This window comes from Listeria sp. ILCC792 (assembly GCF_900186135.1).
GTDB lineage: Bacteria > Bacillota > Bacilli > Lactobacillales > Listeriaceae > Listeria > Listeria goaensis.
Genome location: NZ_FYBO01000005.1, coordinates 67,928 through 81,502, shown reverse-complemented (window position 1 = coordinate 81,502; position 13,575 = coordinate 67,928). Strand labels below are relative to the sequence as shown.

Below are 13,575 nucleotides of genomic sequence, written 5' to 3'. Positions count from 1 at the left end.
GTAATCAGGATTTTTTAATGTGGCCATTTTCAACCATATACGTTGTGGCTTTCGTAAGTGTTTCATGATTAATTCCGCTGACACTCGTTGTCGTAACAAAAGTTTGAACTTTACCCGCAATCGCATTTAATAAGTGAGATTGCCTAAAATCATCAAGTTCACTTAAAACATCATCCAGCAGGAGTAAAGGGTATTCGTTTGTTTCTTCATGAATCAAATCAATTTCAGCGAGTTTAATAGATAGCGCCGTTGTTCTTTGCTGCCCTTGAGAGCCAAAAACCTGAACATTTTGCCCATTAACATAAAATAGAGAATCATCCCGATGTGGTCCAATAAGCGTTACACCTCGGTCGATTTCTCTCTGCCGAATCGTCTTCATTTTTTCGAGTAAAGCTGAGATGGAATCTCCTTCTTCAACTAGCGATACTGAAGGTTCATAACTAATTTTAAGCGTTTCAAGCCCCCGTGAAATATCATGATGAATGGGTGCCGCATAACTTTCGAGTTTTCGAATAAATGCATCACGCCGTTCAGTTAGGCGAACGGCCACTTCCGCAAATTGCTCTGTTAAAATATCCAACATGACCGCATCGTATTTTTTCTTCATTTGGGCGAGCTTTAAAAATTGATTGCGTTGCTGTAAAATCCGCTGATACACACTTAAATCGTGCAAATAAACGGGTTGCATCTGACCAATTTCCATATTTAAAAATCGACGTCTAACGCCTGGTGCACCTTTTACAAGTGATAAATCTTCTGGTGCAAACATGACCACGTTTAGGTTTCCTACATATTGGCTCAATTTTTTTTGTTCCAAATGATTAACCTTTGCTTTTTTACCTTTTTGGGAAATAGTGAGTTCGAGAGGGACGCTTTGACCGTGCTTCATGATGCGACCTTCAACTTTTGCTGCGTCAGAATCCCATTTAATAAAATCTTTATCGTTCGTTGTTCGATGTGATTTTGCTAACGCTAGAATTAAAATCGCTTCAAGCAAATTCGTTTTTCCTTGCGCATTTTCGCCAAGAAAAACATTAACAGATGGATCAAATTCGAGCATTAACTCTTCATAATTTCGAAAATTTCGTAAGACTATATTTTCTAAATGCATCTTTCTACACCATTACAGCGCCTGTTCAATTTTTACTTTTCCAGTTCCCGGAATAAGTACAACATCGCCATTTCTCAGCTTTCTCCCGCGTCTGTTATCCTGCTCACCATTGATATATATCGGATGTTCGCTTAAAAAAGCTTTTGCCATACCGCCTGTACTTACAACATCAAGCATTTGTAGCAGTTGCCCGAGTGTCACAAATTCACGATCGATTGTTATTACATTAGCCAAATTTTCACACCCAATCATTTTTTATCTCTACCTTTCTATTTTACTAAACTTTAGCCATAATTACAAAGTTTATTTTCGTATAACTCAATTATGGCTTTTTTTACTATTTCTAGTGGGGGGATATTATTTTCTTAAAAACTAAAAAAAACGCCTTTCTGTGACGTTTTTTTAATTTTTCCTATTTTTTTCGAATAACAGCCTTTTTTTGCCAAGCACCTGACTTATAGCGCCAAAGTCCAAGCATTGTTGCCGTAACCCAAGCAACTGGAGTCGCCCACCATAATCCTTCATAGCCCATAACTTTAGAAAGTGCAAAACCAATAATAAGCCGTGAAACAAGTTCAAAAATCCCCATCATTAGAGGCACAAGGGCATCGCCAGTACCACGAAGCGTTTCACGTACAACAAACAAAATCCCCACAACAACATAAAACAAAGACACAATAAGCAAATAACTCACACCAATCTCAATCACTTCTTTTTCTTTTCCGTCTACAAAAAGAAGTAAAAACTGTTTCGCGAAAAGCTGCACAATGAGTGTGATAACTAAACTTGTTATGGTGACAACTTTAATACCCGACCAAAAACCTTTCTTTACGCGGTCCAGTTTGCCAGCTCCAACATTTTGTGCGGCAAATGTGGAAGAGGCAGCGCCGAAAGCAATGCCTGGTTGGTAGGTGAGGGAGTCAATTCGGCTGGCAGCGGTATAGGCCGCAACAACTGTCGCTCCGAAGCCATTGATTAAACTTTGAATGGCCATATTCCCGATGGAGATGAAAGCCCCTTGAAGCCCTGAAGGCAAACCTATACGAATCATTTCCTGCAAAAGAGGTTTATGTATTTTAAAACGATCTCGCTGAATGCGCATGTAGGGAACATGTTTATAAGCGTAGTAAATGCAAAGTATCGCGGCAATAACTTGTGATAAAACAGTCGCCCAAGCTGCGCCTTGCACACCATAATCCATCCAAACAACAAAAACAAAGTCGAGGAAGATGTTCATAAGTGACGAAAAAATAAGAAAGAGGAGTGGGGTAATTGAATTTCCAAGTGCACGTAAAATCGCCGAAACTCCGTTATATAAACTCATTGGCAAGATGCCGATGAACAAGGTAGTTAGAAAAATATTAGCGTCATTCAATATATTTTCTGGCGTGCGCAGTAGAAGTAGTAATGGTTTCGCGAGTAGCACCCCCACAATGGTGAAGAAAATTCCCGCAACAACAACTGCGATAGAAGCCGTTGCAATGACATCTTTCAATTTATTGTAATCTTGAAACCCAAAATATTGCGCCACAACAACAGCAATTCCACTCATTAAACCGATGATGAGGGAAATCATAAAAAAATTAATAGCGCCGGTTGCACCAACTGCTGCGAGGGCGTCGACGCTAACAAATTTCCCTACAATTACCGCATCAATCATAATGTAGAGTTGCTGAACTAGATTGCCGAGTAGCATTGGCATGGCAAAATAAAAAATTAATTTTGTTGGATTTCCTTTAGTCATATCTTTCATCAAAACGTAAGCACCTCTTCAAAAAGAAAACCCACCAAATCAGGCGGGCTTTTAATTAATACGTACGAACAGGTGTAATAAGTTGTAAAATTTCATTTGGATTTTCTGCATCGCGAGGACGAAGGACGAATGGGCGCATTGTCCCAGCGAAGGAAATTTGAATATCATCACCTTCAAAAGCACGAAGCGCATCCATCATATATTTCCCATTAAACGAAATTTTTAATTCTTCACCTGTAAAACTGTGGCTAAATAGTTTTTCGGAAACATTTCCGACTTCTGGAGAGTTAGAAGAAATTTCAACTTGTCCATTTTCAAGTGTCGTCAATTTAATAACATTATTTCGATTTTCACGCGCCAGTAGGGAAGCACGATCAATTGCTTGTAAGAAAGCTTTCGCATTAATGACTAGCTCTGATTTTGTATCAGTTGGAATTAAGCGCGATGTATCTGGATAGCTTCCTTCCAAAAGACGAGAATAGAAAAGCAAGTCTTTTAATTTAAATAGAATTTGATTGTTTGCGAGAACCATTTCGATGGATTCCGTCGCATCATCTAAAATTTTATTTAATTCAGCTAAACTTTTTCCTGGTATAACAATGTTGTACTCCTCATTAATTTCGGCTTCAAGTGGAATTTCGCGTAACGCAAGTCGGTGGCTATCTGTTGCAACAGCCGTTAGCGTATTGTTTTTAATAATCCAATTGACACCAGTAAGTACAGGTCGAACTTCAATTGCGGAAACCGCAAAAACAGTTTGACGAATAATATTTTTAAGTACGTTGATTGGAATCCGAATTTTTTTACCATCTGAAACTTCTGGTAGTTTCGGATATTCGTAAACATCTAAGCCATTTAAAGTGAAAAAAGCTTGTCCAGAACGAATTGTCGTCTGATTATTTGTTGTGACTTCTATTTCAACATTTTCATCAGGTAAGCGTCGCACAATATCTCCAAAATATTTAGATTGTAAAACGATGCCTCCGAATGATTCTACTTCAACAACGACTTCATCATTTTCAATTAAGGGGATAAATGCCTCGATTGAAATGTCAGAATCGCTACCTGTTAAAGTAACACCTTCATCATTCACCATCATTTTTATCCCTGTTAAAATTGGAATTGTTGTCCGGGAAGAGATAGCACGTGTGACTTCATTTACAGCAAGAACTAGGCGGTCACGTTGAATAACAAATTTCATAAAAATCCCCCATCATCATTTTTTGTAAAACCTTTTAATTAATTAATAAAAAATCGTAGTAATAGTAATAGGCACTGTGGATTTGTGGATAAGTAAGAAAATGACTTCGTATAAAAAGTTTTCCACATGTTAATAAGTTGTGTATAAGTAAGTTCAAGTTTTCCACATGTCCACAATTCAATTAAACATTCTTACGTAAGTTTTTTTCAATTTCAGCGATATCATTTTTTAAAGCTGTATCACTTTTCAAGAGTTGTGTAATTTTTTCGTGAGCATGAATAACCGTTGTATGGTCACGCCCGCCGAATTCATCACCAATTTTTGGAAGTGAAGCGTCTGTAAGTTCACGGGATAGATACATCGCAATTTGTCTAGGAAAAGCAATACTTTTCGTTCGTTTTTTTGCTTTAAAATCTTCTAATTTAACATGGAAATATTCGCCAACTGCTTCTTGAATACTGCTAATCGTTATAACGGTCGATTTTGAGTTCGGAATAATGTCTTTCAAAGCTTCCGCAGCAAGGCCAGCAGTAATATCTTTATTGACTAAAGAGGAGTACGCGACTACACGAATGAGTGCACCTTCAAGTTCCCGAATATTGGAATCAATTTGGTTGGCAATATAAAGCATGACTTCATTTGGAATGTCAAGGCCATCTGCTTTTGCCTTTTTCCGTAAAATAGCAATCCGTGTTTCAAGATCCGGTGGAGTAATGTCTGTAATGAGTCCCCATTCAAAGCGAGAACGAAGTCGGTCCTCTAATGTTGGAATCTCTTTCGGCGGCCGATCACTGGAAATAATAATTTGTTTTTGTTCGTCATAAAGTGTATTGAAAGTATGAAAGAACTCTTCTTGTGTTCCTTCTTTACCAGCTAAAAATTGAATATCATCGATTAATAAAACGTCGACATTCCGATATTTTGTTCGAAATTCTTCGGTCTTATTATCCCTAATAGAACTAATAAATTCATTTGTGAATTTTTCGCTTGATAAATACATAACTTTGGCATTTTCTTTATGTTGCTGTACGTAATGACCTACGGCGTGCATTAAATGGGTTTTTCCAAGCCCTACGCCCCCGTAAATAAATAATGGATTATAGGCTTTTGCAGGCGCTTCGGCAACAGCAAGTGAAGCCGCATGAGCAAATCGATTTCCTGAGCCAATAACAAATGTATCAAAAACGTATCTAGGATTTAACATATGTTTGGCATTGTCTGGATCATTTTCATCCAACATAATTTGGTTAGGTGGGATGGGCTTATAATCAAAGTTTTCATCTTGTTCACCATCAATAAAACGAACTTCAAACAATGTTCCGGTTACTTCTTGCAAAATATTTGCGATAAATTGCGTATAACTTTTTTCTAGCCAATCCCGTACGAAATTATTAGGAGCTGAGATAATAAATGTATTATCTTCTAATGAATGTGCAGTCGTTGATTTCATCCATGTGTCGTAACTTGGTTTACTCATATTTTTTTGGACGATTTGTAGCACATCAGACCAAACATCTTCAATTGGTTGCAAAAAACTCCCCCCTCTTCTTTTTTTATTATTTATCCACAAGCTAGAAAAACAGTGGATAAAGATATCCCGGTACTGTTTAAAAAATATCCACAATGTAAAACGATACTGTGGATAAGTTTAGTTTTCCCCAATTATTTTACTCTTCAACACCTGATATATTATCAAAAAAAAGCTTGAATAGCAAGGACTTTCAAAATTGCTCCCCAAACTTATCCACCTGTGAAAAAAAGTTGTCCACAGTATGTGTTATTGTGTATAACTTGTGAGTAGCCATCTGAATAAAATTTAAAATCAATTCAAATTATCCACAATAAAAATCGCAATATGTGGATAATTTTAAAAGAACGTTTAAGTTTATCCACATACTAAACAAAAAATATAAAGCTATGGTAGAATGAAAGTACAGTGTAAATTTGACAAAAAGGTTGTGTTCAAGCATGCATTTTCAGAGATTAATCAATAGTAAAGATTTAGAATTTTACCGAGTTGCTGAACAAAGTAATAGAGAAAAAGCGTTTGGTTATTTAGTCATTTATGATAAAAGGGAACCAGCTGTATTAAAAGATTTTACTGTTTTTTATAAAAGTAGCATTGAACCAAAAATATTTGAAGAAAGCCTTAAAAAAAATCATATTTATGTTCTTTTCTTCCATTTCACAGATATAGAAGACGTCGATGAGATGCCAAAATTTTCGAAAGTTATTCATTTTATAGAAGATTTATTGAAATTTAATGAGTCAAGCTATTACATGGATAATTATTTGATTCAAAAAAATTTATATTTTGAATGCCCACTAGAGTATGAAAAAATTGGTGAGTTTCTTCAATATTTAGAGGAAGTCTCCAAACGAAAAATTCCCTATTTTAAAACAGAGAGAAAAAAATATCTGAATTTATCGCAGTAAAGGGGTTTTTTTGATGTTTAAAATATGGTATGATTATGTGCGGAGTTTATCTAGCTCTATTGACAAATAAAGTTAATTTACGTACAATATTTAAGACTGTCTAATAGATTTAATTCGATTGGACCCATTTATGGGAGGTGTAACAAAGTGAAAAGAACATATCAACCAAGTAAACGTAAAAGAAAAAAAGTACATGGTTTCCGTACACGTATGAGTTCTAAAAACGGCCGTAGAGTTTTAGCAGCACGTCGTCGTAAAGGAAGAAAAGTATTATCTGCGTAGACCACTGAAAAGGCTCAGTGGTTTTTTTATTGGAAGGTTTAAAGTATTTTCTTACTTAGGTAGGACATTCCAAAGGAGTCTGTATGAAAAAAGAGTATCGGATCAAAAAAAATGATGATTTTCAGCTTGTTTTTAAGAAAGGGAAGTCATTTGCTAACCGGCAATTTGTCGTGTATAAATTAAAGAGAGAAGATTTACAACATTTTCGAATTGGTTTATCCGTTAGTAAAAAAATTGGAAACGCTGTCTGTCGAAATCGTATTAAACGTTACATACGACAAGCTTTTCATGAATTTGAGAACGAAATTGATTCGCAAAATGATTATATTATTATCGCCAGAAAACCGGCGGCCAACATGGATTTTCACGAAGTAAAGAGTAGTTTAGAGCACGTTTTAAAAATTGCTAAGGCGATGAAACGTTCTAAAAAGAGCTATTCAAAATGAGTGGGAATTTTAAAAAAGGCGGAATGGGAGGTAATACTTTTTGAAAAAGAAAAAGAACCTGAAGAAAAAACTGTTTATTACAAGTTTAGTCGTTTTACTTATGACAGTTCTTTCGGGGTGTGGGTATTCAACTGACCCAATTACAAAAGACTCTACAGGATTTTGGAGTCATTACATCGTTTATCCTCTATCTTGGGTGATTACTTGGTTTGCAGATTTATTCGGTGGCAATTACGCGATGGGAATTATTGTTGTTACAATCTTAATTCGTTTGCTCATTATGCCACTTATGATTAAACAAATTAAGAGTCAAAAAGAAATGATGAATGTTCAGCCAAAATTAAAAGAACTTCAAGCAAAATATGCATCAAAAGACAATGAAACGAAACAAAAACTGCAACAAGAAACAATGCGTTTATACCAAGAGCATAACATCAATCCAATGATGGGTTGTTTGCCACTCTTGATTCAAATGCCTATTCTAATCGGCTTTTATCAAGCAATTAGCCGAACTGCTGAAATTAAAACAGATACATTCTTGTGGATGACGCTCGGAAGTCCAGATCCTTATTACATTTTACCAATTGTAGCAGCCCTAACAACATTTGCCTCATCTAAAATTTCAATGATGGGACAAACACAACAAAATAAATCAATGGCGATGATTATTTATATCATGCCAGTTATGATTTTATTCATGGGGATTACGCTACCATCAGCACTGGCTCTTTACTGGATTATCGGTAACGTATTCACCGTATTCCAAACACTTTTAATAAACAATCCTTTTAAAAATAAACGTGAACTAGAAGCGCGTGAAGCGGCAGAAGCAGAGGAAGCAAGACTTCAAAAGAAAGCTGCAAACATGAAAGCTTCGAAAAAAGGAGGTAAGAAAAGAAAGTGAGAGATATAACTGCGCAAGGACAAACTGTAGAAGAAGCTGTTCAAAATGCACTTAAAGAACTAAAACTTGAAAAAAATCAAGTTGATGTCGAGGTTATGGACGAAGGGAAAAAGGGTATTTTCGGATTAGGTTCACGTCTGGCTATGGTTAAAGTAATTGAAAAAGAAAACGGCACGCAAATCGCGACCGACTATATTTTGGATATTGCTGAAAAAATGGGTGCAAAAATCTCAATTGACGTGGAAGAAGAGGGAAAAGACATCAAAATCCAAATTTCTGGAGAAAACCTAGGCGTTTTAATTGGAAAACATGGTCAAACTTTAAACTCGCTTCAATATTTAACACAACTAATTGCTAACAAACAAACTGAACAATTTAAAAACATTATCATTAATGTTGGCGATTATCGTGAAAGACGTTATGAAACACTTTCTGGACTCGCTAAAAAAATGGGTGATAAAGCAATTAAAACACGGCGTGCAGTACATTTGGAACCAATGCCATCATTTGAACGCAAAATCATTCATGCTATTTTAAGCGAAAATACCAAAGTTGAAACACATTCGGAAGGGCGCGACCCGTACCGTTATATTGTAATTAAACCAGCAAAATCATGAAAAAGACTGATGACAAACAGCAATCTTCGTCGTTAAAGCCTCCGTTCCGCTCCTCACGTACTCAAGTACGCTCCGGTGCGGTACTCGGCTTTGCCTAGAATCTCACCATTTGTCATCAGTCTTTTGACGTTTAGAATAAATGTGGTAGTTTTTTAGTTAAAGTCGTGTGATGATGTGAGGGAATGGAGTGAATTTGCACGGTAGTGCCGTCAGTGATTGCGGCTGTAAGCAAATTTGCGTGAACACAGCCAGTATCGAGATGCACTTTGTTGTGGATTCGAAATGCATTCGCGCAGGCGACATGACCGAAAAAATGGAATGGAAGTTCTTCAGAAGCTTCTTTTTTCAAAAATAGCAGCTGATCCTGAATGGGCATATCGCGATTTAAATGGAAATTTCGCATTTTACGTAGCGATTTCTCGTCCATTTTGCCTAAATACTTATTTTTACAAGGCGCATGTGTGGCGATAAAACGCCCTTTTAATTCGTAAAAAGGCTTTGCATTTTTTACAAGCGCGTTAAATTTCGCAAGTAATTCTGCATCGGCCTTCAAAACGGGGATTGAGTCGAAATAGGTGTCGACAATTGTTTGATTGGCCCCTTTAATTTCCCCGCGAATATATTTGTAGACGAAACTTTCGTGGTTTCCGAGAACAAAATAAAAATACTTTTGATTTTCAAAGAGAAATTCGACCATCTGCCGCGTTTGTTTGCCCTTATCAATAAAATCCCCTAAAAAAATAAACGCCTGGTCATCAGGCGGGCAAGCCGCAACCCGGTCAGATCCATCAAATTGGAATCCAAAGTCTTCCAGCATGGTTTTTAGCTCCGCTACACATTCATGCGTATCTCCAATAATGTGATACGTTTTATTTTCTGGCAGCAAACAGGTCGCGTACGCCTCGTAATTGCTTGAAATCGTCAAATTCTCACGATAATCCACACGGTGAACCTTGGCGTCACTGAAATGGTGGAACGCCGATTTCGAATCCCCAAAGTCAAAAATTTCAATCGAATATCGATTCTTCAGCGCATGTCGCTTCAAATAATCCAAAAACTCATCCGCCAAGTGCGGCACGCTAACAAAAACATACTCCGTATTTGCCGGATACTGAATCGCTGCCAACAACTTTTGGTCAAAATCACCCGCGTTTTGTTCCAAATGCACAAATTTGGGTGGTACCTCGCAATCCAAAATCAACTGTGGCAAAATGATTTTCTCTAAAAACACTTCTTTCCCTAAGCGATTTAAACCTACTAAAAGAAAAAAAGTATGAATTGACGTTTTAATTTCCATAACAACCCGTCCTTAATGTTTCACGTGAAACAATCATTAATTTTAGTATAGCATAAATATAAAAACCCATTTTCTAACGAGTAGAAAACAGGCTTCAAAATGGTCCCGACTGGTCTCGAACCAGCGACCCCCACCATGTCAAGGTGATACTCTCCCAACTGAGCTACAGGACCGTATAAACCAATGATACGAATTTTAACAGCAGAAGTCAATAACAAAAAAGCCAACACCTTTATTTTGGTTAAAACAAAGTGTTGGCTTGCTAAATTTAATCGCTTATTTTAATGTCACCAGAAGAGGTGACCGCGTTTATTTCGCTAGATGCATTTTTCGAGTTGTTTGGCATTTTAATGTCACCAGAATCTGAGCGCACATTGTAAATGGCTTTAATTCCCGCCGGCAACGTTACATTTACCTCGCCCGAATTGGAATCTACAGTGACCGTTTTTGGTTCCTGATTGAAGGCTAGTTCAATATCGCCGGAGCTCGTTTTGGCCGAAGCGCTTGCCCCGAGGCCATCTAATTCAATTGAGCCAGAAGAACTGGTTGAGTGAACTTTTCCATCTAACTGGCTGCCTTCAATATCACCTGAATTTGTTTCAAGCGAAATTTGTTTCGCACTGAAGTTATCAGCAGAAATGCTACCCGAATTGCTCACCAATTTGATGGCGCTGCCTGTTACATTTTCGGCATCAATATCGCCTGAGGTCGTTTCAGTCGTTAAATCGCCATCAATTCGCGCGGCTTCGATTTCCCCGGAAGAAGCTTTCACATTTGTGTCACCAGTGAGGTCAACTAAGCGGGTGTCGCCAGAGTCATTGTTTACGCTGATTTGGTCAGCATTTGTGCGTTCAAGCTGAATTTCACCAGAAGAAGCGCTCACTTTAAGCGTCTGCAAGCTGCCGTCAGAAACCATCATATCCGACGAATTTCCTTCTACAACAAGTTCTTTAAGAGCTTGTTCTTTGTTTAAATAAATCGTAATTTCTTGTTTGCCATATATATTTATCTTCATAAAGTCAACAAACGGTTCTTTGTTTTTAACTTCAAGGTTAAGCGTGGTGCCGTCATTTTGCACCTCTGTCGTTTTAATTTGTTCGATTTCACTTTTTGTGTAGTGACCAGATACTTCTACATAATTTTTGCCATTTTGACTTTCCTTAAAAATAATATTACTGTCGTGTTCCGTATTTAATGTAATATTTTCAACCTTGTCATCTGTCAGTGTAAATGTTTTGTTATAAGCTTCGCCTTTTTCAATTACGTTGCCATTAAATGTGAAAGCAAAGCCAATTCCGCCGATGATAAGTAAAGCTAAGCCGGCAAAGAAGACGCGCCAAGTCCATTTTGTATTTCTCATTTTAACGTCCTCCTTTCAGCGTGTAAGTATGCCAAGAAATGACTAGAACACTTAGTTTTTTAACAAGGTTTGTAAACCAAAGAATAACTGGTAATAGCATTAAGCCTAGGCCGGTCATGGCAATGCTTGCAAAGCCTTGATACATTTCGAGTGTTTGTCCAAACATGAGGGAAACGAGTAGTAACACTGGTGATAAAACGAGCGTACCGACTAAAATCCAAAGTGAAATGACAAAACTCCAAATTGAAATGCCGATGGGAATTAAAAGAATTAAATCTAGGAAGATAAGACCGATGAGCAAAATGACTCTTAAGCCTGGTGTGCGTTCTTTTGTGGTCGGCTTTCTTGGAACGTAGTATGTTTCTGGCGGAGTCATAGGGTCTTGAAGTAGTTCTTCGCGTTGTGTGAAGATGTCTTCGGCGATTGATTTTGGCGTGCCGAGGCTTAGGACGATTTCTTCTTCGCTTTTGCCTTCTGCTTCGCCACTTCTAAAGTGTTCGCGGTAATCTTCGAGTAATTCTTCGCGATCAGCTGGATTTAGTGAGGCTAGTCGCTCTTCTAATTCGGTTAAAAATAGTTCTTTATTCATCTCGCACTCCCTCCTTTTCCATTAATTTTGTGACGCTGTTTGTAAAGTTACTCCATTCAAAAATTAATTCATTCAAGTAAATTTCACCCTTTAATGTTAATTGATAATATTTTCGTGAGGGTCCTTCGGTGGACTCTTTCAAATAAGTGGTACAATATTCATCTTTTACAAGTCGTCGTAATACCGGATAAATGGCACCTTCTGCGACTTCAATGTATATGGAAACTTGTTGCGCGAGTTCATAACCGTAGCGGTCCTTGGAACGAATCAAATACAAACAACATAATTCTAGGACGCCTTTCTTAAACTGCGGATTGACTTCCATAAAAAGCCCTCCATTCTTTGCTATATTTATTTTCTCAGTACTGATTATTATTCACTACCCGAATATAGTATACCACTAACTACTGTTCAATGCAAGGTACTAAAATGGAATTGATAGTTTTACTTGGAATTCTAGACATACTTCCTTAAAATAAATCAGGCCGAACAAAGTAACTACTTTGTTCGGCCTGATTTAAATCTCTTTAATGGATTCTCTTATAATCATATTGGTGGAGATGATGGTCTCTTTTGGAATGTTTTGTTCTCCTTTTAATATTTGAAAGAGAAGTTTTGTAGCACTTTGTCCCAGACGATTAATGGGAATGTCAATGGATGTTAGTGGGGGGGACAAAAAGGTTGATGCAACTTTGTCGTTGTAGCCGATGACGGATAAATCTTCTGGAATTTTGTATCCGTGATCAGCCGCCATTTTGTAAATGCTCATGACTTTGATATCATCGGTTGCGAAAACGGCGGTTGGTTTATCGTCGCTTGACATTAATTGTACAGCGGCTTTGTAGCTATCTTCAATTTGATAACCGCTATCAATAATCCAGCTTGCACGAATATCTAGTTGATGGTCGAATAGACAGTTTCTGAAGCCGGCTAGGCGGTCAACGGAAACGTGGTAGTCGAGTGGGGCATGGATACAGGCGATTTTTTTATGACCGTTTTGGATAAGAAACTTGGTTAGGGCGTAGCTGTCGCCAAAATTGTCGGTATCGACGGAGTAAATATTTCGGTAAGCGCCTTCAACTTTCCCCGTAACAACGATAGGAATATTATACGCGTCAATTTTATCAAAAAAGGTTTCGTCTGCGGGTGAACTAAGCATGATAATGCCTTTTATCATCTTTTCTTGGATTTTTGTAAGGCATTTCTGGAGCTCATCTTTACTATTTTTGGCTGTTTGCAAAATTAAATCAAAATTTTCCCGTTCTGCTTCTACTGAAATCGAATGAATGATTTCTGAAAAATATGGATTTCCTGATGTTGTTTTCGTGGAGCGATTTGAAATGACCATGATGGCATCAAAACCTGAGGAAGTTAGTGCGCGTGCGAGTTTACTAGGCTGATAATCTAATTCTTTAATGGCGCGGAGCACTTTTTCGCGTGCTTCTTCGGAAATATTCGTTTGTTTGTTGAGTACACGTGAGACCGTTGATTTCGATACACCGGCATGTTTCGCAATATCGTATATCGTGGCAGCCAATTCCATCTTCCTTTCTATTTATGGTATCGGTTTTATGAAAAA

Annotated in this window: 15 protein-coding genes and 1 tRNA gene; 5 read left to right on the top strand and 11 right to left on the bottom strand. The window is 37.5% G+C overall.

All coding sequences use genetic code 11. From position 1 onward, the window contains the following. Positions 1-4 precede the first annotated feature (4 nt). The 5 genes from recF to dnaA form a co-directional block, all read right to left on the bottom strand. Positions 5-1,111 (bottom strand): DNA replication/repair protein RecF, encoded by a 1,107-nt coding sequence (gene recF / locus CFS60_RS07315; protein WP_088810114.1) that lies wholly within the window; start codon positions 1,109-1,111, stop codon positions 5-7. A gap of 12 nt (positions 1,112-1,123) precedes the next feature. Further along, a complete protein-coding gene (gene yaaA, locus CFS60_RS07310) occupies positions 1,124-1,363 on the bottom strand; it encodes a S4 domain-containing protein YaaA (RefSeq protein WP_369823186.1) in 240 nt (79 codons plus the stop codon). Positions 1,364-1,523: 160 nt separating this feature from the next. Beyond that, positions 1,524-2,867, bottom strand: coding sequence for an MATE family efflux transporter (locus CFS60_RS07305; protein WP_088816002.1), 1,344 nt, complete (start codon positions 2,865-2,867; stop codon positions 1,524-1,526). A 52-nt stretch (positions 2,868-2,919) separates the two neighbouring features. Further along, positions 2,920-4,065: a DNA polymerase III subunit beta gene (gene dnaN / locus CFS60_RS07300; protein WP_088810111.1), complete on the bottom strand. Its 1,146-nt coding sequence runs from the start codon at positions 4,063-4,065 to the stop codon at positions 2,920-2,922. 181 nt (positions 4,066-4,246) lie between these two features. After that, positions 4,247-5,596: a chromosomal replication initiator protein DnaA gene (gene dnaA, locus CFS60_RS07295; RefSeq protein ID WP_088810110.1), complete on the bottom strand. Its 1,350-nt coding sequence runs from the start codon at positions 5,594-5,596 to the stop codon at positions 4,247-4,249. Between the two features lie 437 nt (positions 5,597-6,033). On the opposite strand from dnaA, the gene CFS60_RS07290 reads away from it, so the two are divergent. The 5 genes from CFS60_RS07290 to jag all read left to right on the top strand — a co-directional run bounded on the left by CFS60_RS07290 (position 6,034) and on the right by jag (position 8,750). Next, positions 6,034-6,501, top strand: coding sequence for a hypothetical protein (locus tag CFS60_RS07290; RefSeq protein ID WP_088810109.1), 468 nt, complete (start codon positions 6,034-6,036; stop codon positions 6,499-6,501). Positions 6,502-6,648: 147 nt separating this feature from the next. Next, positions 6,649-6,783, top strand: a complete 135-nt coding sequence (gene rpmH, locus CFS60_RS07285; protein WP_007548627.1) for a 50S ribosomal protein L34 — start codon at positions 6,649-6,651, stop codon at positions 6,781-6,783. Between the two features lie 83 nt (positions 6,784-6,866). Next, positions 6,867-7,229, top strand: coding sequence for a ribonuclease P protein component (gene rnpA, locus CFS60_RS07280; protein WP_088810108.1), 363 nt, complete (start codon positions 6,867-6,869; stop codon positions 7,227-7,229). Positions 7,230-7,269: 40 nt separating this feature from the next. Then, a complete protein-coding gene (gene yidC, locus CFS60_RS07275) occupies positions 7,270-8,133 on the top strand; it encodes a membrane protein insertase YidC (RefSeq protein WP_088810107.1) in 864 nt (287 codons plus the stop codon). Continuing rightward, on the top strand, positions 8,130-8,750 hold the full coding sequence (gene jag, locus CFS60_RS07270; RefSeq protein ID WP_088810106.1) for an RNA-binding cell elongation regulator Jag/EloR: 621 nt from the start codon (positions 8,130-8,132) through the stop codon (positions 8,748-8,750). Before yidC ends, jag begins: the two co-directional genes overlap by 4 nt. 130 nt (positions 8,751-8,880) lie before the next feature. Here jag and CFS60_RS07265 read toward each other — a convergent pair whose 3' ends face one another. The 6 genes from CFS60_RS07265 to CFS60_RS07240 all read right to left on the bottom strand — a co-directional run bounded on the left by CFS60_RS07265 (position 8,881) and on the right by CFS60_RS07240 (position 13,533). Next, positions 8,881-10,047, bottom strand: coding sequence for a metallophosphoesterase (locus tag CFS60_RS07265; RefSeq protein ID WP_088839034.1), 1,167 nt, complete (start codon positions 10,045-10,047; stop codon positions 8,881-8,883). A gap of 100 nt (positions 10,048-10,147) precedes the next feature. Next, positions 10,148-10,220: transfer RNA gene (locus tag CFS60_RS07260), tRNA-Val, on the bottom strand. A 95-nt stretch (positions 10,221-10,315) separates the two neighbouring features. Continuing rightward, positions 10,316-11,407, bottom strand: a complete 1,092-nt coding sequence (locus CFS60_RS07255) for a DUF4097 family beta strand repeat-containing protein (RefSeq protein ID WP_088825758.1) — start codon at positions 11,405-11,407, stop codon at positions 10,316-10,318. 1 nt (position 11,408) lies between these two features. After that, positions 11,409-11,996: an HAAS domain-containing protein gene (locus CFS60_RS07250; protein WP_088810103.1), complete on the bottom strand. Its 588-nt coding sequence runs from the start codon at positions 11,994-11,996 to the stop codon at positions 11,409-11,411. After that, entirely contained in the window at positions 11,989-12,321 is a 333-nt protein-coding gene (locus CFS60_RS07245; RefSeq protein ID WP_088810102.1) for a PadR family transcriptional regulator, read from the bottom strand. Before CFS60_RS07245 ends, CFS60_RS07250 begins: the two co-directional genes overlap by 8 nt. A gap of 192 nt (positions 12,322-12,513) precedes the next feature. Next, positions 12,514-13,533 carry a LacI family DNA-binding transcriptional regulator gene (locus CFS60_RS07240; RefSeq protein WP_088810101.1) on the bottom strand — a complete coding sequence of 340 codons (1,020 nt, stop codon included), beginning with the start codon at positions 13,531-13,533 and terminating at the stop codon, positions 12,514-12,516. Between the last annotated feature and the right edge of the window lie 42 nt (positions 13,534-13,575).